This window comes from Streptosporangium sp. NPDC000396, assembly GCF_042898655.1.
Lineage (GTDB): Bacteria > Actinomycetota > Actinomycetes > Streptosporangiales > Streptosporangiaceae > Streptosporangium.
On record NZ_JBIAZA010000016.1, the window covers coordinates 14,947 to 36,290 of the forward strand.

The 21,344-nt window shown below is 68.2% G+C and carries 19 protein-coding genes; 10 read left to right on the top strand and 9 right to left on the bottom strand.

Annotated elements, in window-relative coordinates:
- Window positions 1–53 precede the first annotated feature (53 nt).
- The gene (locus tag ACFY2X_RS25315) at window positions 54–1,295 is read left to right on the top strand and encodes an adenosylhomocysteinase (protein ID WP_389941883.1); all 1,242 of its coding nucleotides are present in this window, start codon (window positions 54–56) and stop codon (window positions 1,293–1,295) included.
- Here the strand turns inward: ACFY2X_RS25315 and ACFY2X_RS25320 are convergent.
- Complete coding sequence (locus ACFY2X_RS25320; protein WP_389941886.1) at window positions 1,290–1,916, bottom strand: DUF305 domain-containing protein; 627 nt, start codon at window positions 1,914–1,916, stop codon at window positions 1,290–1,292. The genes ACFY2X_RS25315 and ACFY2X_RS25320 overlap by 6 nt on opposite strands.
- A gap of 226 nt (window positions 1,917–2,142) precedes the next feature.
- Here ACFY2X_RS25320 and ACFY2X_RS25325 point away from each other — a divergent pair, with 226 nt between their 5' ends.
- The gene (locus ACFY2X_RS25325) at window positions 2,143–3,528 is read left to right on the top strand and encodes an LVIVD repeat-containing protein (protein ID WP_389942382.1); all 1,386 of its coding nucleotides are present in this window, start codon (window positions 2,143–2,145) and stop codon (window positions 3,526–3,528) included.
- Between the two features lie 249 nt (window positions 3,529–3,777).
- Window positions 3,778–5,112 carry an LVIVD repeat-containing protein gene (locus ACFY2X_RS25330; RefSeq protein WP_389942385.1) on the top strand — a complete coding sequence of 445 codons (1,335 nt, stop codon included), beginning with the start codon at window positions 3,778–3,780 and terminating at the stop codon, window positions 5,110–5,112.
- A gap of 158 nt (window positions 5,113–5,270) precedes the next feature.
- Here the strand turns inward: ACFY2X_RS25330 and ACFY2X_RS25335 are convergent, their stop codons facing one another.
- The gene (locus ACFY2X_RS25335; RefSeq protein WP_389941889.1) at window positions 5,271–6,347 is read right to left on the bottom strand and encodes an RDD family protein; all 1,077 of its coding nucleotides are present in this window, start codon (window positions 6,345–6,347) and stop codon (window positions 5,271–5,273) included.
- 204 nt (window positions 6,348–6,551) lie between these two features.
- Here ACFY2X_RS25335 and ACFY2X_RS25340 point away from each other — a divergent pair, with 204 nt between their 5' ends.
- The 6 genes from ACFY2X_RS25340 (at window position 6,552) to rbsD (ending at window position 12,745) form a co-directional block, all read left to right on the top strand.
- The gene (locus ACFY2X_RS25340; protein ID WP_389941892.1) at window positions 6,552–7,616 is read left to right on the top strand and encodes a LacI family DNA-binding transcriptional regulator; all 1,065 of its coding nucleotides are present in this window, start codon (window positions 6,552–6,554) and stop codon (window positions 7,614–7,616) included.
- Entirely contained in the window at window positions 7,613–9,130 is a 1,518-nt protein-coding gene (locus ACFY2X_RS25345) for a sugar ABC transporter ATP-binding protein (RefSeq protein WP_389941895.1), read from the top strand. Before ACFY2X_RS25340 ends, ACFY2X_RS25345 begins: the two co-directional genes overlap by 4 nt.
- The gene (locus ACFY2X_RS25350; protein WP_389941898.1) at window positions 9,114–10,112 is read left to right on the top strand and encodes an ABC transporter permease; all 999 of its coding nucleotides are present in this window, start codon (window positions 9,114–9,116) and stop codon (window positions 10,110–10,112) included. Before ACFY2X_RS25345 ends, ACFY2X_RS25350 begins: the two co-directional genes overlap by 17 nt.
- 37 nt (window positions 10,113–10,149) lie before the next feature.
- Window positions 10,150–11,097 carry a substrate-binding domain-containing protein gene (locus ACFY2X_RS25355; RefSeq protein WP_389941901.1) on the top strand — a complete coding sequence of 316 codons (948 nt, stop codon included), beginning with the start codon at window positions 10,150–10,152 and terminating at the stop codon, window positions 11,095–11,097.
- A 335-nt stretch (window positions 11,098–11,432) separates the two neighbouring features.
- Window positions 11,433–12,359, top strand: a complete 927-nt coding sequence (locus tag ACFY2X_RS25360) for a ribokinase (RefSeq protein ID WP_389941904.1) — start codon at window positions 11,433–11,435, stop codon at window positions 12,357–12,359.
- Complete coding sequence (gene rbsD, locus ACFY2X_RS25365; protein WP_389941907.1) at window positions 12,356–12,745, top strand: D-ribose pyranase; 390 nt, start codon at window positions 12,356–12,358, stop codon at window positions 12,743–12,745. Before ACFY2X_RS25360 ends, rbsD begins: the two co-directional genes overlap by 4 nt.
- A gap of 240 nt (window positions 12,746–12,985) precedes the next feature.
- Here the strand turns inward: rbsD and tgmC are convergent, their stop codons facing one another.
- From tgmC to ACFY2X_RS25390, 5 genes are all read right to left on the bottom strand, one after another.
- Window positions 12,986–14,107, bottom strand: a complete 1,122-nt coding sequence (tgmC, locus tag ACFY2X_RS25370) for an ATP-grasp peptide maturase system methyltransferase (protein WP_389942388.1) — start codon at window positions 14,105–14,107, stop codon at window positions 12,986–12,988.
- Window positions 14,108–14,112: 5 nt separating this feature from the next.
- A complete protein-coding gene (gene tgmB, locus ACFY2X_RS25375) occupies window positions 14,113–15,078 on the bottom strand; it encodes an ATP-grasp ribosomal peptide maturase (RefSeq protein WP_389941910.1) in 966 nt (321 codons plus the stop codon).
- Between the two features lie 27 nt (window positions 15,079–15,105).
- Window positions 15,106–15,477, bottom strand: a complete 372-nt coding sequence (gene tgmA, locus ACFY2X_RS25380) for a putative ATP-grasp-modified RiPP (protein WP_389941913.1) — start codon at window positions 15,475–15,477, stop codon at window positions 15,106–15,108.
- A 464-nt stretch (window positions 15,478–15,941) separates the two neighbouring features.
- Complete coding sequence (locus ACFY2X_RS25385; RefSeq protein ID WP_389941916.1) at window positions 15,942–16,160, bottom strand: hypothetical protein; 219 nt, start codon at window positions 16,158–16,160, stop codon at window positions 15,942–15,944.
- Window positions 16,161–16,414: 254 nt separating this feature from the next.
- Entirely contained in the window at window positions 16,415–17,629 is a 1,215-nt protein-coding gene (locus tag ACFY2X_RS25390; RefSeq protein ID WP_389941919.1) for a helix-turn-helix domain-containing protein, read from the bottom strand.
- Window positions 17,630–17,923: 294 nt separating this feature from the next.
- Here ACFY2X_RS25390 and ACFY2X_RS25395 point away from each other — a divergent pair, with 294 nt between their 5' ends.
- A complete protein-coding gene (locus ACFY2X_RS25395; RefSeq protein ID WP_389941922.1) occupies window positions 17,924–18,919 on the top strand; it encodes a stage II sporulation protein M in 996 nt (331 codons plus the stop codon).
- 73 nt (window positions 18,920–18,992) lie between these two features.
- On the opposite strand, the gene ACFY2X_RS25400 is transcribed toward ACFY2X_RS25395, so the two are convergent.
- Window positions 18,993–20,360: a DUF58 domain-containing protein gene (locus ACFY2X_RS25400; RefSeq protein WP_389941925.1), complete on the bottom strand. Its 1,368-nt coding sequence runs from the start codon at window positions 20,358–20,360 to the stop codon at window positions 18,993–18,995.
- Window positions 20,361–20,365: 5 nt separating this feature from the next.
- A complete protein-coding gene (locus ACFY2X_RS25405; RefSeq protein ID WP_389942391.1) occupies window positions 20,366–21,331 on the bottom strand; it encodes an AAA family ATPase in 966 nt (321 codons plus the stop codon).
- Window positions 21,332–21,344: the final 13 nt, after the last annotated feature.

Here is a 21,344-nt window from a genome sequence, read left to right on the forward strand (position 1 = left end):
CCGGGGCCCTCGCAGAGTTGCGGGGGCCCTTCGGGCAATCCGGGGAGACAACCGTGGACAGCGAGCTGATGGCCGCCGGAGAGCGGCGGATCGGGTGGGCGGCGCGGTCGATGCCGGTCCTCACCGCCATCGGGGAACGGTTCGCGGCCGAGCGGCCTCTCGACGGGCTGCGGATCGCCGCGTGCCTGCACGTGACCGCCGAGACCGCGGTGCTCATGGGCGCGCTGAGGGCGGGCGGGGCCGAGATCGCGCTGGCCGCCTCGAACCCGCTGTCCACGCAGGACGACGTCGCCGCGGCGCTGAGCGGTTACGGGATCGGCGTGCACGCGCGGGCCGGGGTGGACAGGGAGACCTACTACCGTCACATCCACCGGGCGCTCGACATCGGCCCGGACATCGTCCTCGACGACGGCTGCGATCTGGTCAACATCCTGCACACCGAGCGGACCGAGCTGCTGGAGGGGGTCTCGGGGGGCTGCGAGGAGACCACGACCGGGATCATCCGGCTTCGGCAGATGGCCGCCGAGCAGGCCCTGAGGTTCCCGGTGGTGGCGGTCAACGACACCCGGACCAAGCGGATGTTCGACAACCGCTACGGCACCGGCCAGTCCACCCTCGACGGCATCATGCGCGCCACCAACACCCTGCTCGCGGGCAAGACCGTGGTGGTCGCCGGGTTCGGTTACTGCGGAAGGGGCGTGGCCGAGCGAGCCAGGGGCCTGGGAGCCCGGGTGATGGTCACCGAGATCGACCCGGTCAAGGCGCTGGACGCCTCGATGCAGGGCTACGACGTGCAGCCGATGACGAGGGCCGCACGGGCGGGAGACGTGTTCATCACGGTCACCGGCAACCGCGACGTGATCACGGGCGAGCACCTGGCGGTGATGAAGGACGGCGCGATCCTGGCCAACGCCGGCCACTTCGACGTCGAGATCGACGTCCGGGCCCTGGACGAGCTGGCCGAGTCCGTGCATCCCGGGGTGCGCCCCAACACCGACGAGTACGTCCTCGCCGACGGCCGCAGGATCCTGCTGCTCGCCGAGGGCCGTCTGGTGAACCTGTCGGCGGGTGAGGGGCATCCGGCCGCGGTCATGGACATGTCCTTCTCCGCGCAGGCTCTCGCGGTCGCGTGGCTGTCCCGTGAGCGGGCACGGCTGACCCCGGGCGTCTACGACGTGCCGCAGGAGGTCGATGTGGAGGTGGCCCGGCTCAAGCTGGCCGCCGCCGGGATCGAGGTGGACAGCCTGACCTCCGAGCAGGAGAAGTATCTCCACTCGTGGCGGCTCGGCTCATAGCGCCGCCTGCATCTCCAGCATCCTGCGGATCTCGCCGCTCTGCGTGACGCTGACGTCGTTGGCCAGCTCCTCGACCTTTATGTGAGAGCCGCTGACCAGAACCTGCTCGGACATCGTCAGCGCCCCCCGATGATGGGCGATCATCAGCGTGAGGAAGAGCCGGTCGAAGTCCTTGCCCGAGGCGGCCCTGAGCGCCTCCATCTGCTCGGGCGTGGCCATGCCCGGCATGTTCGTGTGGCCGGTGTGGTGGTCCGGCGCCTGCAGGCCCTGCTGCTGCAGCCAGGCGGTCATGTACTGGATTTCCGGCCCTTGGGCGTCTTTGATGCGTGCCGCCAGGCCCTTCAGCTTGCCGGAGTCGGCTCGTGACGGAGCCAGGACCGCCATGTCGAGGGCCTGCCGGTGGTGGACGATCATGTCCTGGACGTATTTCACGTCCGCCGCGTTGGCGGTGGGTGAGGGCACGATCGTGGCGGCCTCGCTCGGGCTGATCGTCTTGGCCACCTCACCCGGCCGGCCGGGTGCGATGACCGGGGCGGTCGACTGAGCCGAGGGCGGCGCCGTTTCGGTGCTGCACGCGCTGAGGAACAGGATGGTGGCCACAACGACGAGCGCGACGCGCACCCGGCCTCCTTCTCCGAATCTGACGTGACCAAAAACCCTAACTCCGTCGAGTAAGCGGGTAAAGGCAGCAAGTCGGAAACAGTTCCTGACACAGTGACGGCTTGCCTGACCGGCCACTCAGGATGAACGATTCAGTCATTTATGTGGCCTTTATGGGTGCATATGGCAAGGAGGTTCACGAGTGTTTAACCCCCTCAGGAGGGGCCTGACCGGCCGATTCCTGGTCATGGCCGGGGTTGCGGTGACGATGGCGCTGTCCACGGTGCCCGCCCAGGCCGCCGACATCCCGGCACCTGGCGAGATCGTCATGAGCCCGAACATCAAGCACGTCCTCAACATCCCCAAGCCGGCGGCGCTGGCGGACATCCACACCGACATGGCCTTCCAGGGCGACTACGCCTACGTCGGCAACTACAGCGGCTTCTCGGTCTACGACATCAGGAAGCCGAAGAGCGCCGCGCTCGTCAGTTCCGTGGTCTGTCCCGGCGGCCAGATGGACATGGCGGTCTACGGCAACCTGCTCTTCGGCGCGGTCGACTCCTCCCGGAACAATGACTCCTGCAGCAGCACCTCACAGAGCGCGTCGATCAAGGAATCCTGGGAGGGCATCCGGATCTTCGACGTCAGCGACAAGAAGAATCCGAAGTACGTCAAGGCGGTCGAGACCAACTGCGGTTCGCACACCCTGACCCTCGTCCCCGGCAAGGGGCAGGACCAGCAGAACGTCTACGTCTACGTCTCCTCCTACAGCCCTTCGGCGAGCTTCCCCGACTGCCAGCCGCCGCACGACAAGATCTCGATCATCAAGGTGCCGCTGGGCGACCCGGCGGCCGCGGCGGTCGTCAACACCCCGGTCCTCTTCCCCGACGGGGGCAACCCGGGTGAGCCGAACCAGGACTACCCCTACCGCACGTCCGCGACGACCGGCTGCCACGACATCACCGCCTACCCGGAGAAGGACATCGCGGCCGGGGCCTGCATGGGCGAGGGTGTCCTGATGGACATCTCCGACCCGGTGAACCCCAAGGTCACCGCCACGGCCCGGGACGACGAGAACTTCGCGTTCTGGCACTCGGCGACGTTCAACAACGACGGCACCAAGGTCATCTTCACCGACGAGCTCGGCGGCGGCGGCAGGGCCACCTGCAACGAGGCGATCGGCCCGAACCGCGGCGCCGACGCCTACTACGACATCGCCGGAAGCCAGCTCACCTTCAAGGGCTACTTCAAGATCCCGCGTCACCAGGCCGACACCGAGAACTGTGTCGCGCACAACGGCTCGCTGATCCCGGTCAAGGGCCGCGACATCATGGTCCAGGCCTGGTACCAGGGCGGCATCTCGGTCGTGGACTTCACCGACTCCGCCCACCCGCAGGAGATCGCCTTCTTCGAGCGCGGTCCCGACAACACCGCCCCTCCGCTGGACGGCGGGTTCTGGTCCGCTTACTACTACAACGGCCACATCTACGGCAGCGACTTCAACCTGGGCCTCGACATCCTGGAGATCAACGATCCACGTACGAACCAGGCTAAGAGCGTCAAGTTCGACATTCTGAACGCGCAGACCCAAGCCTCCTACCGTGACAACGGTCACGGCGACCACGACGACTGATCACCCTGGCAAAGGCGGTGAGGATTTCTTCCTCACCGCCCGGGGAGTGGGACACCTCGTCTTCCAACGTGTAAGAGCAAAGACGTTAAAAGACGCTTTATTCTTACAAATTGACATCTAGTTTATCTAGCTGTCAAGGCGGACAATTTTCTCATTTATCGGGAATTTGTGTCCGCTCTGTAATGGAGGTTCCGGGTGCTCGCTCTCCGCAGGATCGGCCGGGCATCGGCGGCGGCGGCAGTCGCCGCGATGCTGACGTCGACGGTGCCCGCCCAGGCCGCCGACATCCCGCCGCCCGGTACGGTCGTCACCAGCCCGAACGTCTCGCACGTGACCAACGTTCCCAAGCCTCCCGGGCTGGAGGGAACGATCAACACCGACATGGCCTTCCAGGGTGACTACGCCTACGTCGGCAACTACGGCGGCTTCTCGATCTACGACATCAGGAAGCCGAAGAAAACCGCGCTCGTCAGCAGCGTCGTCTGCCCCGGCTCCCAGATGGACGTTTCGGTCTACGGCGATCTGCTGTTCACCGCGGTCGACTCCTCCCGGAACAACGACTCCTGCAGCAGCACCTCACAGAGCGCGTCGATCAAGGAGTCATGGGAGGGCGTCCGGATCTTCGATATCAGCGACAAGAAGAATCCGAAGTACGTCAAGGCGGTCGAGACCAACTGCGGTTCGCACACCCTGACCCTTGTCCCCGGCAAGGGCAAAGACCGGCGCAACGTCTATCTTTACGTCTCCTCCTACAATCCTTCGGCGAGCTTCCCCGACTGCCAGCCGCCGCACGACAAGATCTCGATCATCAAGGTGCCGCTGGGCGACCCGACGGCCGCGGCGGTCGTCGCGACCCCGGTCGTCTTCCCCGACGGGGGTAACGAGACCCAGCCGGGCCTGCTGCTGCCGACCAGCGGCTGCCACGACATCACCGTCTACGCCGAGAAGGACATCGCGGCCGGTGCCTGCATGGGCGACGGCGTGCTCTTCGACATCTCCAACCGCGAGAATCCGGTGGTCACGGCTCACGTCACCGACCCGAACTTCGCGTTCTGGCACTCGGCGACGTTCAACAACGAGGGCACCAAGGTCATCTTCACCGACGAGCTCGGCGGCGGCGGCGCGGCCACCTGCAACGAGGCCACCGGCCCGAACCGCGGCGCCGACGCCGTCTTCGACATCGTCGGCGGTGGGCTCGCCTTCAAGAGCTACTTCAAGATCCCGCGCTACCAGGCCGACACCGAGAACTGTGTCGCGCACAACGGTTCGCTGATCCCGGTCAAGGGGCGCGACATCATGGTCCAGGCCTGGTACCAGGGCGGCGTCTCGGTCATGGACTTCACCGACTCCGCCCACCCGCAGGAGATCGCCTTCTTCGAGCGCGGCCCGGAGCCCAACGGCGGCGGGGGCGGCATCTGGTCGGCCTACTACTACAACGGCTACATCTACGGCAGCGACTTCCACAACGGATTCGACGTCATCAAGATCAATGACCGTCGCACGGACTCGGCCAGGAGCGTTCACCTCGACCGGCTGAACGTGCAGACCCAGGCCTCGTACCGCGAGCGGGGGCACGGCGGCTGATCGCCGGGAACCGGGAAGGGGCGGCGAGCGGTGGCCCGCCCCTTCCTGCGTCCGTGAGGCTTCCTGCGTCCGTGAGGCTTCCTGCGTCCGTGCGGCGTCGTGCGGCCTCCTCCGTGTCCGCGGACGTGCTCCCGAGCCTGTACGGCGGGTGCCGGAGCTCAGGCGGGTGGGGCGAAGCCGCCGGTGGCGGAGCCGGGCGGCGTGACGGACGGCTCGGGTGCGGGCGGTGCGGCGGACGGCTGGGGTGCGGGCGGTGCGGGCATGGAACCCGGCGCCGGCGCATGGGGCTGAGGCTGGTGGGGTGACGGCAGATGGGGCACCCGCTGGTGGGACTGCGGCGGAGAGGGAGCCTGCTGGGTGGGGGGAGGGGGAGTCTGCTGGGCGGGCTGCGGCGGGTAAGGCTGTGCCGGGTAAGGCTGCGGTGGGTAGGGGTGCGGCGGGTAGGGGTGCGGCGGGTAGGGCGTCGCCTGAGCGGGCCGCGCCGCTCCAGCCTGCTGCGCCAGCCGTACGTGATCACGGCGACGGCGTTCGGCCAGGACGGCGGTCAGGTAGGCGAACGGCGGCACGCCCGGCGGCGGGGGCGGGGACACGAAGGCCGACATCTCGGTGGCGATGCGCACGCCCATCTCGTGCCGGATGTCGGGGGACAGGTCGTGCCAGCGCATGAGGTACTGCCTCGCGGTGGCGGCGACCCCCTCGGGCAGCCGGGACAGCTCCAGAGTCGCCGCCCACACGGCGAGCTGCGGCGGCATCTCCAGCGGCGGGCCGTACTGCCGGGGAGCCCGCTCGGAGATCACCATGGTTCCCGCGAAGACGTCGCCGAGCCGCTTGCCCTTCTCCGAGATCAGCGAGCTGATCAGGGCGGGAGCGCCGCTGAGCATCCAGAACTCCAGCACTCCGGCCAGGCCGCGGAACAGTGCCTGGCGGAACCGCTCGGGGCCGCCGTCGTCGCTGACCACGCGGAGGCCGAGGGCGAGCTTGCCCAGGCTGCGGCCGCGTGAGAGCGTCTCGAAGATCACGGGGTAGCCGACGAGCACGAGCACCGTCAGCGAGATGTAGATCATCGCCGCCAGCGCCGGATCGACGGAGAAGATCAGGGCTCCGAGCAGGAGATACGCGCCGATCAGCGTCACGATCTGGACCGCCATGTCGATGAACAGCGCCGCGGCCCTGCTCGGGAGCTGGGCGATCCGGACTTCGACGACGACGGCCTCGCCGGTTACGACATCGGACACACTCAGAACCCTACCTATGTCCGGACGGATCTTTCGTCCGCCCGGAGGCGAGGAGGCGGTCCGGCCCGGTCGTGCGGGCCGGGGAGGGGCGATGAGGGACACTTCCCTGACGTCTCATATTGTGTGATGTAGGTCACTAAACGTGGTATTTACATCGATGTAATCGATTACATACCCTCGTGAAATCGATTACATGGAGGGCTGATGGCACGTATCAAGGATGTGGCCGCGCATGCGGGCGTCTCCGTCGCCACAGTCTCCCGGGTTCTCAATGACAACCCGTCGGTGACGGAAGAGACCCGGAGCCGGGTCTACGCCGCGATGGCGGCGCTCAGCTACGTCCCCAACGCGGTGGCGCGCTCGCTGCGCACCGAGGCGACCAGAACCCTCGGCCTGATCATCGGTGACATTCTCAACCCATTCTTTGCCGAGCTGGCCAGAGCGGTCGAGGACGCGGCGCGCGCGGCCGGCTATACCGTGATCATCGGCAACGCCGACGAGCGGGCCGAGGAACAGGACCACTACGTGCGCACCCTCCTGGAGCAGCGGGTGGACGGGTTGTTGATCTGCCCCACCGCGGAGGTCACGCCGCTGGTGGAGGAGGTCGCGCGAGCCGGCAGGCCGCTGGTCTTCCTGGACCGCACGCTCCCCGGGGTGGACGTGCCGTCGGTCCGGGTCGACGGGACCGACGCGATCAAGGCACTCGTCGGCCATCTGCGGGACCTCGGGCATCGGCGGATCGCCTTCATCTCGGGTCCCGCCAGGCTGTCCACGGGCAGGGAACGGACGGACGCCTTTCTCGTGGCGCTCGCCGAGCACGGCCTGGAGACTCGCCCGGAGTACATCGAGGCGGGCGATTTCCGGTCGGGCAGCGGGCGGGCGCTCACCGCCAAGCTTCTCGACCTGCCGGAGCCGCCGGAGGCGATCTTCGTGGGCGACAACCTGATGGCCCTGGGCGCGCTGGACGAGATACGGGCACGTGGTCTGCGCATCCCCGACGACGTGGCACTGGCCTCCTTCGACGACGTCGCCTGGTTCCCGCACGTGAACCCCCCGATAACCGCGATCAGCCAGCCCGCCGCGGAACTCGGCAGGCGCGCCGTACAGGTCATCCTCGACCGGCTCGACGACCGGCCCGCGGAGTCGGCGGTCCTGCCCGCGGTGCTGGTGGTCCGCCGGTCGTGCGGCGAAGAGCTGCGCGGTGAAGAGCCGCGGGGCGAAGAGCTGCGCGGTGAAGAGTCGCGCGGCGAAGAAAGGAACACCTCGTGAAGGAACACCTCGTGAACGACGAGATCCTCCGGGTCGAGGGCCTGCGCAAGGGGTTCCCGGGTGTGGTGGCGCTGGACGGGGTCGACTTCAACCTCCGCGCGGGTGAGGTCCACGTCGTGCTCGGAGAGAACGGCGCGGGCAAGAGCACGCTGATCAAGATGCTCTCCGGGGCCTACCACCCCGACGAAGGGCGGATCCTGGTCGACGGCGCCCCCACCGAGATCCGCGACGCGGGTGACGCGCAGCGTCTGGGCATCGCCACGATTTACCAGGAGTTCAACCTGGTTCCCCAGCTCTCCGTCGGTGAGAACCTCGCCCTCGGCCGCCCGCCCCGCCGGTTCGGCCTGGTCGACACCAAACGGATGCACGAGCAGGCACGCGCGTCCCTGGAACGGGTCGGCGTCGACGTCGACCCGCGCACCCCGGTGGCGCGGCTGGGCATCGCACGCATGCAGATGGTCGAGATCGCCAAAGCCCTCGGCCTGAACGCCCGCGTGCTCATCATGGACGAGCCGACCGCCGTGCTCACGACGAGCGAGGTCGAGCGGCTGTTCGCCATCGTCCGCCAGCTGCGCGACCAGGGCGTGGCGATCGTGTTCATCACGCACCACCTGGAGGAGATCCCGCAGATCGGCGATCGGGTCACCGTACTGCGAGACGGCCGTTCGGTGGCCGAGGTGCCGGCGAGCACTCCTGAGAACGAGCTGGTCAGGCTGATGGTCGGCCGTCCGATCGACCAGCAGTACCCCCGCGAGCCGGCGGCGCCGGGCGCCCCGCTCCTTGAGATCCGTGGACTCGGCAGCCCGGGCTCGTTCGCCGACGTCTCCTTCGAGGTGCGCGCCGGAGAGGTGGTGGGCCTGGCAGGGCTGGTCGGGGCAGGCCGTACCGAGGTCGCGCGGGCGATCTTCGGCGCGGACTCCTACGACGTGGGCGAGGTCCTGGTGAACGGCAGCCCGCTGCCCCGCGGGGATGTGCACGCCGCCATGGAGGCGGGCCTCGGCCTGGTCCCCGAGGATCGCAAGGGCCAGGGGCTGGTCCTCGGCGCCGACGTGGGCGAGAACCTCGGCCTGGTCACGCTGGGGCGGGCCAGCCGCGGGGGATTCGTCGACCGGTCGGGGCAGCGCAAGGCCGCCGCCGAGGTGGCCGGGCAGCTCGGCGTGCGGATGAGCGGCCTCGACCAGGAAGTCCGCACGCTGTCGGGCGGCAACCAGCAGAAGGTCGTCATCGGAAAGTGGCTGCTCGCCAACGCGAGCGTGCTCATCCTCGACGAGCCCACGCGCGGCATCGACGTGGGGGCCAAGGTCGAGATCTATCAGTTGATCAATTCGCTCACCGCCTCCGGGCACGCGGTGCTCATGATCTCCAGCGATCTTCCCGAGATCCTCGGCATGAGTGACCGCGTCCTGGTGATGGCCCGCGGCAGGCTCGTCGGTGAGCTCGCCGCCCGTGAGGCGACACAGGACTCGGTGATGGCCCTGGCCGTCACCGAGGTGGAGGATGCTCGTGTCCACTAAAGCGCTCAACGGGTCCCCCCAGGCACCGAAGGCACCCCACCGGCAGCATCCTGTCGCCGCCTGGCTGGCGGAGAACGGCGCTCTGGTCGCGCTGATCGTGCTCGTGGTCGCGCTGTCGCTGCTGTCGGGCGACTTCCTGACCGTGACCAACCTGCTCAACGTGGGGGTGCAGGCGGCGGTCACCGCGATCCTCGCCTTCGGCGTCACCTTCGTGATCATCACTGGCGGCATCGACTTGTCGGTCGGCTCCGTCGCCGCCCTGTCGGCGATCGTGCTGGCCTGGACGGCGAGCGCCGCGGGCATGCCGTGGCCGCTGGCCACCGTGATCGCCCTCGGCGTCGGCCTCGCGTGCGGGCTGGTCAACGCCATGCTGATCGCGTACGGCAAGCTGCCGCCGTTCATCGCCACCCTGGCCATGCTCGGCATCGCCCGCGGCCTGGCCCTGGTCGTCTCGCAGGGCAGCCCGATCCCGATGCCGGAGGCGGTCACGCACCTGGGCGACACCATCGGCGACTACCTGCCGGTCCCGGTCGTCGTCATGGTGGTCATGGGCATGATCACGGCCGTGATCCTGAACCGGACCTACACCGGACGCGCGATATACGCCATCGGCGGCAACGAGGAGGCCGCCCGGCTGTCCGGCATCAAAGTCAACCGGCAGAAGCTCGTCACCTACGGTCTGTCCGGGCTCTTCGCCGCGATCGCGGGCATCGTCCTGGCCAGCCGGCTGGCCTCGGCCCAGCCCCAGGCGGCCGCCGGCTACGAGCTGGACGCCATCGCGGCCGTCGTCATCGGCGGGGCGAGCCTGTCCGGGGGCAAGGGCCGGGCCTTCGGAACCTTCGTCGGCGCGCTCATCCTCGCGGTGCTGCGCAACGGCCTCAACCTGCTGTCCGTCTCCGCCTTCTGGCAGCAGGTCGTGATCGGAGTGGTGATCGCGCTCGCGGTCCTGCTCGACACCCTGCGCCGCCGGGCAACCTACTAGATCCACCCAGGTCCACCGAGATTCGCAAGGAAGCATCATGAAGCGCACCATCACACTCATCGCGACCGGCGCCGCGCTGGCCCTGGGGCTCACGGCCTGTGGCTCCGGCTCGTCCTCCGGCGGTTCGGGAACGTCCGGCGGCGGCATCAAGATCGGCATGTCGGTCTCCACCCTGAACAACCCCTTCTTCGTCCAGCTGCGCAAGGGCGCGGAGGACGAGGCCAAGAAGCAGGGGGTGGCGCTGACCGTCACCGACGCGCAGAACGACGCCTCGCAGCAGGTGAACCAGATCCAGAACTTCGTCAGCCAGAGCATGAAGGCGATCATCATCAACCCGGTCGACTCCGACGCCGCCGCGCCCGCGGTGAAGGCCGCGGAACGTTCCAAAATCCCGGTGATCGCGGCCGACCGCGGGGTCAACGGCGCCACCGTCGCCCAGACCGTGGCCTCCGACAACGTCGAGGGCGGCAGGCAGGCGGCTCAGGAACTGGCCAAGCAGTTGGGGGAGAAGGGCAAGGTCGTCGTCCTTCAGGGCGTCGCCGGCACCTCCGCGTCCCGTGACCGCGGCAAGGGATTCGCCGAGGGCATCAAGGCCTACCCGAACATCCAGGTGGTCGCCCAGCAGCCCGCCGACTTCGATCGGACCAAGGCACTGGACGTCATGACCAACCTGACGCAGTCCAACCCTGGCATCACCGGGGTGTTCGCCGAGAACGACGAGATGGCCCTCGGCGCCATCAAGGCACTGGGTGCCAAGGCGGGCAAGGAAGTCAAGATCGTGGGCTTCGACGGCACGCCGGACGGGCTCAAGGCCGTCAAGGAGGGCACGCTGAACGCCAGCGTCGCCCAGCAGCCGGGGCTGCTCGGCCAGCAGGCCGTGCAGGGCGCGGTCAAGGCGGCCAAGGGCGAGAAGCTCGAGCCCACGCTGGCCGTACCGGTGAAGGTCGTGACCCAGGCAAACGTCGGTGAGTTCGAGACCTCGTGATGACCGGCCGTGAGAACGACGCCGATCCGGTGCCCCCGAAGGCGACGTCCTCCGGGCCGGGGTCTCCAGAGCCGGAGTCTTTGGATTCGAGGTCGGCGTCCCCTGGTGTGACGCTCTCCGGGCAGGTGTCCGTGGGGTCGACGTCCTTCGGGCCGTTGTCCTCCGGGCGAACGTCTTTGGGGTCGACGTCCTTCAAGCCGATCTCCACCGGGCGGGTGTCTTTTGGGCCGGTGCTTTCTGAGCCGAGGTCTTCCGGGCCGGTGTTTCCAGAGCCGGTCTCTTCGGAGCCGCTGTCTCCGGGCTCGGCATCCTTGGGACCGGCCTCTTCGGAGCCGGTGTCCCGGGAGAAGGTCTCGGGGCGGTCTCCGGACGGATCGGCGCCGCCGTACGACGTGGTCGTCGTGGGTTCGGTCAACGCCGATCTGGTGGTTCACGTCGATCGGCGCCCGGCCCCCGGTGAGACCGTGCTCGGTTCGGACCTGGCCGTCCACCCCGGAGGAAAGGGCGCCAACCAGGCCGTCGCCGCGGCCCGGCTCGGCGCCCGGGTGGCCCTGCTCGGCCGGATCGGCTCCGACGCGAACGGCGAGTTCCTGCGCCGGGCGCTGTCCGGCGACGGTGTGGAGCTCGGCCACCTGCTTGAGACGCCGGGACCGAGCGGCGTCGCTCTGATCACCGTCGGGCCGGACGGCGACAACAGCATCATCGTGTCGCCCGGGGCGAACGGGCGGCTGAGCGAGGAGGACGTCGCCGGGGCGGCAGACCTGCTGGCCTCCGCACGGGTCGTCTCGCTGCAGTTGGAGAGCCCCGCCGCCGCGGTGCTGGCCGCGGCGCGGATGGCGGCCCGGGTGGTCTTCAACCTGTCGCCTCCGGCACCGGTGCCCGATGAGCTGCTGGCGATGTGCGACCCGCTCGTCGTCAACGAGCACGAGGCCGAGTTCCTGCTCGGCGAGCGCGGCACCCCCGAACGGCAGGCGCGGGCACTGCTCGCGCTCGGCCCCCGCTCGGTGGTCGTCACCCTGGGGGCGGATGGCGCCGTCGTCGCCGAGCGGGGCTCGGTCATCGCGGTGCCGAGTCCCCGGGTGGATCCCGTCGACACCACCGGCGCCGGTGACGCGTTCACCGGAGCGCTGGCCTGGCGCCTGTCCAAAGGCGACGATCTGGCCGACGCCGCCGCCTTCGCGGCCCGGGTGGGCGCCGCGTCCGTTCGCAGGCCCGGGGCGCAGAGTTCCTATCCGCGCATGGAAGAGGTGAGGGCTCTTTGAAACGCTCGGGAATTCTCAACGCGGCCCTGTCGGGTGCGCTCGCGCGCCTCGGCCACACCGACGAGCTGCTCGTCTGCGACAGCGGGATGTCGCTTCCACCCGGAGTCGAGGTCGTCGATCTCGCCTTCCTTCCCGGCATTCCGGCGTTCGCCGAGGTACTGGACGGAATCCTCGCCGAACTCGTCGTGGAGGGCGCCGTCGCGGCCGAGGAGGTCAGGGCGGCCAACCCCGAATGCGACACCCTGCTCGGCGCCCGGCTTCCCGGCCTGGCCTACGTCCCGCACGAGCGGCTCAAGCACCTGTCGCGTTCCAGCCGGCTGGTCGTGCGCACCGGCGAGGCACGGCCGTACGCCAACGTGCTCCTGCGCTGCGGAGTCGCGTTCTGATCTGCGTTTCCACCGCCGAGGTTTCCCGCGCGACGCCAATCATGGGTGCTCCTGAGGGTGATCACCGTACGGGAGCCTGACCGCCGCACGTGCTCGCGGTGCCGATCTTGTGCCGCGTGGGCGTCGCCCTGCGCAGCTCGAAGGGAGTAGGTGTTGTGAGGAAGCACCTGCGACCGAGAGAGACCCCGGTAGGACTGGTTCTGGGTAAGGGCGCGGCGCCCTACCGGGGAGTTCGGTGAGCTAGGCGGGCAGATTCCAAGCCGGCCCATCCAGCTCGCCCAGCCAGACATACTGGCGGTCTCTGGTGACGGTGAGCCCGAATGCCGATTGGTGCGGAGATCCGGCGTCCTGCCAGAGCAAGATGGCGTCCTCGACCGCGTCCCACAGCCGTACAGGGCCGTGTTGATGAACCGTCCATCCACCACTGGAGTTCGGCCTGGTATCGGCCCGCGAGCCAGTGCTGACATCCAGCAGGATCGTCGTGTCCTGGGTCCATGTGTACTGGGCGGCCGGCGCGGCGAGCTGGGCGACGAACAGAGCGGCTTCGTCACCCAGGATCGCCGGATCGATTCGACTCTCCCGCGCCTCCCCAGTACCAGTCACGATGGGTGGACGCGGCGGCGGCAGGTGGGCGCGGGCACGCATGAAGTAGAGGTCATCCTTCAGGAATCGTCCGCTCGCCGTACCGTCATCGGCGAGGGTGAGGTGCGCGGACGCGACCCCATCCATCCAGCCCCACATAGGGGTGGTGATGGTCCCCCCAGCGCGTACCTGATCCAGCCACGCCGGGGGAATGGTCCGCACCGAGCAGGTGCAGATCAGCCGGTCGTATTCGGCATTGCCGTAATAACCGTGAAGACCGTCTCCCACCACGAGGGTGGGTGCGTATCCGGCCGCAGTGATGGCCTTCCTGGCACGCTCGGCCACGGCAGGGTCGTACTCGATCGAGGTCACCGCACTGTTGCCGAGGCGCTGACACATCAGCGCGGTCGAGTACCCGGTGCCCGTGCCGATCTCCAGCACCGTGTCGCCTTCGGCGATTCCGGCGGCTTCCAGCATCCGGACGACCAGACTCGGGAAAGTAGATGACGAGCTGGGAGATCCCGTTACCGGCCCTACCGCGTCTTCGGCCATGATCCCCGCAACCTGGGTCACCCACGTCTCATCGGTGTAGACCAGGGCCAGCCAGTCGTCCTCACCGACCTCGGCCCGTTGGACAGGCGTCCACAGATCACCGCGGGCCTGGTCGACTCGGTAGACGGCATCTCCTACGAACAGCTCGCGAGGCACCAGCTCCAGTGCCATGCGCCAGTCGGCAGACCCGATGGTGTCCGCCAGCATGTGACGGAGCTTCATTGCCATGTCGCTCACGACCACCATCCTTTCAAGATCACATCAGCGAAGGCGTGCGCCATCGCGTCGGAATCGGGAAGCCAACCCCATTGCCCGTTGGGATTGCACTCGATGAAGGTCCAGGCCTCGGAAGTTCGCCCGCCGATGGCTTCGAGCGCGAAGTCGAAACAGCCGAACATCAGCCCAAAGTGATCAAGGTAAGCGTATAGAGCGTTCTTGATCGACTCGGGCACGTCCAGGGGATCGTGAACCAGCTTCTCCCAGTCACCGCTGCGCCAGTCGAGAGCGGCATCGGGTGTAGTGATCCTGCTTGCGAACACGTTTCGGTCGATCACGGTCACCCTGGCGTCAGCAGTTTTGCGCACCTCCTTCTGGAACAGGTGGGCAGTCACCGACAGGGAGTCATCAAGTTCTTGTGCAGTGACCCGCTGCGTCCATATGGCAGAAACGTAGCCATCTGGCATTGCTGGGGCACCTCGGAATGATTTGTAGATGATTGGGCCGTGCTCGGCGGCGAACCGACGGGCTTGTTCCACATCGTTGGTGATCAGGGTCAGCGGAACAGACAGGCCAAGCTGGGCGGCTGTCTGAAGCTGCGCGGGCTTGTAGTCGGCCCGGGAATTGGCAGCAGGGTGGTTGACGTATACCGCGCCATGCAAGTTGTTCAGGATGCCACCAAGCCCATATTGGGCTTCGGTGGTGGCGAACTTTTGCTCCACAGCGGGAAGGCGGGTGAATCGAGCAGAGTACGGGCGGGGGCGGCGATAGTACACCGCCCCCACGTTCTCCAGCGCGATGTCACGGCTCGGCGTGCGAAGCCGCCCCGCCCACTCCCCACGGCCGTCACCGATGACGGCGCTGAACACCAGCTCGGCGCCGATATCGGCAGGATCGATGCGGACAACCTGCACCTGGCGCTCGTTCAGCGCCTCGATGACGATGTTGGCCGTGACGTCCTCCGCCGACGTGATGACCAGCACGGCCTGCGGGGTGGGCTGCATCCGCTATTACCCGTCGTTGTTGGAGTCGTCCGCGACCGAGGATGAGCCGCTAGAACCGTCGCCGCCGCCCCCCTTCGACTTGGTCACGGTCACCTTGCCAGCCATGTCCACGACCCCGCCGCCTGCGTCGTAGAAGTGGGTGAGCTGCGTCTTGGGGTCGAACTTGAGGGTTTCGTACAGGGGCGGCTCTTCTGGGAGGGGCGCGGTCATCCGACTTGCTCCCCAGGGAATCACTACCGTCACGGTGCCTTTCTTTCTCCCGCCAGCGCGGGTACTGAGTAGTGGAACGGGCGGTGCTGCGGTCCCTGCCACGTCCGTCGTGGCAGGGACCGCGTCCGAACCCGCTTGCGGGAGACGACCCGAACTGTCGTCTGCCACGCCCGCCCCTCCGGTGGGCGACGGGTTCGGGACCTCCGGTAGAGCGCGCCTCGCCTACCAGAGGAGTGTGCGGCCCCCGACAGGGGCTCTCGCCCGGACGAGAGGCCAAACCGTGTGAATGGGCGGCGCTGGGAAGTTCACGCGGTTCTCTGTCGGGAGTCCTAGGAGGTCGCTAGCTGCGACCTGGATGAGGTACAGGCTGCATGTCGTATAGGCGCACAACCAGCTGCGTGGCGAGCGCGTAGGGAAGCAGGGCGGTCTGCTTGAGACCGACTTCGACGTTGTGTTCCGGACCCGTGCGCGCAGTACCCCGTAGGCCCAATCGCCCCGACGAGGATCGGCGTGGGAGAGGGTTAGCCCTCCAGCCGGATGGCGCACAAACTTCAACCGTGGTGATACGACTTCGCCCTCGTGAGCGATGACGTAAGGAACACGGAGACTGGTGCGTGTCGCAACAGCATCAGTCACGCGACCCTCCCGCGAGCCGCCGCGAGAACCAGGTCCACTACGGCATACGGCTGATTGCCGTTCACGGGCTGGCATTCGATCTCAACCGTGGACAGGGTCACCAGGTAGTGGCAGGACCGCCGCCCCACGATCACCTTGGCGACCATCCATCCCGTGCCGCCGTACACCCTCAGTTCGGGGGCGTAGCACGTCAGAGATGCCTTCGGCGACGGCATGACATCCCCACGAAGCCCGTGTGACTTCAACAGCCATTGCACGACGGCCAACGCCTTGTCTCGGCTCTCCGCTGTGGCTTCGTCTATTTCCTCCGGAGATTCAACTGCTGCCGTGTGCCGTGTCACCTGTCCTCCAAGGTCGGAACCGCCAGAGTCGGACAACGGGGCCCGTAGTCTCGCTGTCACGGTGACCTTACGAAGTGCTAGGACAGTGAATGTTCACAGTTTCCGTGAACAAATCGTTCGAATAAACCTTAGAAAGCCATGCGACTTTCCAGGCCGTGAAGCTCCTCCGGAATAAGGCGATAGTGGGTGCCTAGCTGCCTGACGGTCTCTCTCGCTGTAGGGTGAAATCGTGTCATTTGCGGCGCAATTCGCTCGGCATTAAGGACACGCTTGAGTGCTTTGTTGTGATTGTTGAGCCACAGGTGCGCCCTGGCCATGTCGATCTCGTGGTGCGCCCTTCGCTCGGCAGTGAGCTTGGTAGGCTGCTTGAAATCTGCGTCCAGACGAATCGCTGTGTCGTAGTCACCCAGTTCGGTGGCCACCGCGCACCCGTGGATCGCCACGTTGACGGGATTCATCTGCAAGCCGTACGGGTCCAGCCGATCTTGTGGGGCGATTCGGGCCGCTGTCTCGGCCGCGAGACCATGGTGCTCCCAGGCGTCCGATTCGCACCCAATCCGTGCCGCAGAGATGGCGGCGCGCAGGTGGAGTGATCCGTAGACCTCCAGCCCTGCCGGTTCGGATCTGTCCACGTTGTTTGCCGCCTGCTTAGCCATTGTCAGTGCGATGTCTCCAGACCCCAGAGCGAGCAACAAGAGTGCTCGTGACAGTGGGATCAGGTGCCGCAGATGCGGGTCATCGGCGCGCAGCGCGGTAGTCGCGGTCCGGTCGATGGCGACCTGCGCCAGATCGATGTAACCCAGGCGACGAGTCAGAGATACCGCTATGGCGTAAGCGCGGTTCAACAGACGCCATGCCTTCGGAGCGTCCGACTCCATCGCGTGAACCGTCAGTTCCTCGATGGCCGCTGGTAGATGACTTCCGAGGAGGACATGCGCGGCAGCCCCTTTTAGCTTCTGAAGTTTGACCAACTCTGAAGCCAGCTCATCGAGTGACCTTGGGGGAATATCCAACTCAGGGGAAACGTCGGCATAAGCCAAAGCGCGTCTGATGGCGGGTATCGCCGCATGCACCGCATCACTGCGCTTATCGGACCCTCGGTAAGGCTGACCGTTGATTTCGGCGGCGTCGACCCCGCACGCTCTCGCCACGACGGCGACAAGCGAAGGGGTGGCGGGTTTATGGCCTGATTCGACCTGTGCGATCAGGCTGCGAGAGATGTTGGCCTTGGCGGCGAGGCCCGTTTGAGTGAGTCCTCGGCGTTTCCGCGCTCGGGCAATTCGCTGGCCTGTGGTTTCGCTCCCGCTACCGCCTAGATCAGGGTTCCAGTCATGCCCAGCCATCTCAGCCCCTCCTCGCGATTGCGCGGCAGCTCCACCATACGAGGCTGACTGTGTCAACGGGGTGAACAATCCCGACCACTTGCTCTTGATCGAAGCTGCGGAGCTGTCTGGCGAATCGGTCAGCGGCCGGGGAGTGTGAGGGGCCGGAGGCCCTTCACCTGGGGTTTGGGGCGAAGCCCCAAAGAAGCACAGCCCGAGTGTGAACCGCGCGCAGCGCGAAGATTCAGCGAGGTCCATGGGTGCGGACCGCGCTCAACAATCAGTGATCCGCAGAGCAGGCCCTAGGCTTTCCGTGTGGACATCGACGCTTTTGTCAGCGCGCACCGCCCGGCCTGGGACCGCCTGGAGGACCTGATCCGGCGCCGTAGGTCGCTGGACGGTGCCGAGGTCGACGAGTTGGTCGATCTCTACCAGAGAGTCGCCACGCACCTGTCCATCGTGCGTTCCGCGTCGGCCGACTCCCTCCTGGTGGGCCGCCTGTCGGCGCTGGTCGCCCGGGCCCGCTCGGCGGTGACCGGTGCCCACACCCCCGCCTGGCGGGAGTTCATCCGTTTCTTCACGGTCTCCTTTCCGGTGGTCGCCTATCGGGCCCGCTGGTGGTGGATCGGTACGGCCGCCGCGTTCGCGCTGGTCTCCGCGGTCATGGCCGTCTGGGTGGCGGGTGACCCCGGGGTCCAGGCCGCGATCGCCACGCCGGAGGAGGTCACCAAGCTCGTCGAGCACGACTTCGCCGACTACTACTCCGAGCACCCGGCGGCCTCGTTCGCCGGTCAGGTCTGGGTCAACAACGCCTGGGTCTCGATACAGGTCATCATGATGGCCATCCTGCTCGGTCTGCCGATCCCCTACATCCTGTGGCAGAACGCGGCCAACGTGGCCGTCGCCGCCGGGCTGATGGCCTCGCGGGGCAAGCTGGACATCTTCTTCGGCCTGATCACCCCGCACGGCCTGCTGGAGCTGACCGCGGTCTTCCTCGCCGCGGCCGTCGGCATGCGCCTCGGCTGGACGGTCGTCAACCCCGGTCCCCGCAAGCGTGGCGAGGCTCTCGCCGAGCAGGGCAGGGCCGTCATGAGCGTGGCTCTCGGCCTTGTGGTGGTGCTGTTCGTCTCCGGGCTCATCGAGGGCCTGGTCACCCCGTCGGGCCTGCCCACCTGGATGCGCATCGGCATCGGAGTGATCGCAGAGGCGGCCTTCCTCACCTATGTGATCTTCTTCGGCCGCCGGGCCGTGGCCGCTCAGGAGACCGGCGACCTGGAGCGGGCGCCCGACCTCGCGCCGAGCGCCGGCTGAGTTCTCCGGAGGCCCGGCCTCGCGCCGAGCGCCGGTTGAGTTCTCCGGGCGCCCGGCGGGGAGGGGCGATCGGTCAGAGGCGGCCCGCGGCCTTCAGCGCCAGGTAGGCGTCGGCCAGGGCGGGGGCGATCTGCTCCGGGGCCGCGTCCACCACCTCGACCCCGTGGCGGCGCAGCCGGGCGGTGATCCTGCGGCGGTCGGCGTTCTGGTGTTCCGCCGCGGCCGCGTTGTAGACCAGCTCGGGGGTGCCGCGCCCGGCCGCCATCGCGGCCACCTGCGGGTCGGAGACGGCGGCCAGGAGCACCAGGTGCCGTGAGGAGAGCTGGGGGAGCACCGGCAGGAGGCCTTCCTCCAGCGACGCCGAGTTCAGGTCGGTCAGCACGACGACCAGGCAGCGCCGCTTGGCCCGGGCCAGAACGGCCGCGACCATGCCGGCCGAGTCGGCCTCGATGAGCTCCGCCTCGATCGGAGCCATGGTGTTGACCAGCGACGACATCAGTTCGGTACGGCTGGCGCCGGACACCCAGGCGCGTACCGCGCGGTCGTAGGCCAGGAAGTCCACCCGGTCGCCGGCCCGGGCGGCCAGCGCGGCCAGCAGCAGGGCCGCGTCCATCGACCAGTCCAGCCTGGGCCAGCCCGGCACGATCGCGGTCCCGCCGGGCACGCCACCGCTCCTGGGAACCTCTCCGGCCAGCGGGATCGGGGCCTTGCCCACCCGGCCGGCCGAGGTGCGTCCGGTGTCCAGGACGATCAGCACCCGCCGGTCGCGCTCGGGCCGCCAGGTGCGGACCACGACGTCGTTGCGGCGGGCGGTGGCCCGCCAGTCGATCGAGCGCACGTCGTCGCCGACCACGTACTCGCGAAGCGAGTCGAACTCGGTGCCCTGCCCCCTGACCATCGACGGATGCTGGCCTTCCAGCTCCCTGAGCTTGGACAGCTTGGCGGGCAGGTGCTTGCGGCTGAGGAACGGCGGCAGCACCCGGACCGACCACGGGACCTTGTGAGAACCCTGGCGGGCCGCGATGCCCAGCGGGCCCAGCGTGCGGACCGTGACCGTGACCGCCTCACGGTCGCCCCTGCGGGTGGGGGTGAGGGTCATGGTGAGGCGGCGGCGTTCCCCGGGAGGCACATCCAGCGGCAGGCTGCGCGGTACGGCCCCGGCCGAGGGGGGCCAGGCGTCCCTGAGCAGGCCCCGGGCCGGGCGCGGCCCGGGATTCTCCACGATCAGCTCGACCGTGGCGGACTCGCCGAGCCGTACCAGCCGGTCGCCCGCGCGGGTGAACCGCAGCGGCCGCACGCCCGCGGCCAGCGACAGGTCCACCGCGATCAGGGCCGCGAGCAGCAGCGCGACCCCGGCCACGGCCGCCCCCGGCCGGGGTGCGAACAGCACGACCAGCGTGCCCAGCAGGGCCAGCAGCGCGGCCCGTCCTGTCAGTGCCATCGTCTTCAGCGGGGAACGGGGACGGAGGCGAGGATGGCGTCGATCAGGCCGTCGGCGGTCGCGCCTTCCAGCTCGGCCTCGGGGCGGAGCTGGATCCGATGCCGCATCGAGGGCCTCGCCAGCGCCTTGACGTCGTCGGGGGTCACGTAGGCGCGGCCGGACAGCCAGGCCCAGGCCCGCGCCCCGGCCAGCAGCGCGGTGGCGCCGCGCGGCGAGACCCCCAGCTGCAGCGACGGCGACTGGCGGGTGGCCCTGGCGATGTCCACGATGTAGCCGAGAACCTCGGGGCCGACGTGCACCTGGCTGACCGCCGCGCGTCCGGCCTCCAGGTCGCCGACGGTGGCCACGGCCTTGATGTGGGACAGGTCGCGCGGGTCGAAGCCGAGCGCGTGCCGTTCCAGCACCGCGATCTCCTGGTCGCGGGGCGGCAGCGGCACGGTCAGCTTGAGCAGGAACCGGTCGAGCTGTGCCTCGGGCAGCTGGTAGGTGCCCTCGTACTCGACGGGGTTCTGGGTGGCGGCCACGATGAACGGCTCGGGCAGCCCGCGGGGCTTGCCGTCCACGCTGACCTGCCGCTCCTCCATCGCCTCCAGCAGCGCGGCCTGCGTCTTGGGAGGCGTGCGGTTGATCTCGTCGGCGAGGAGCAGGTTGGTGAAGACCGGGCCCTCCCGGAACTCGAACTCCGACGTCTTCGCGTCGTAGATCAGGGAGCCGGTGACGTCGCCGGGCATCAGGTCGGGTGTGAACTGCACCCGTTTGAAGTCCAGCGAGAGCGCCGCCGCGAGCGTCCTGACGAGCAGGGTCTTGGCGACGCCTGGCACGCCTTCGAGCAGCACGTGCCCACGGCAGAGAAGCGCGATCACCAGCCCGGTGACCACGGCGTCCTGGCCGACGACGGCCTTGGAGACCTCGGCGCGCAGGGCGCCGAGCGCCTCCCTCGCGTCGTTCGCGCGGGGCGCGCCGGGCGCGATCCCGGCGGCCGGG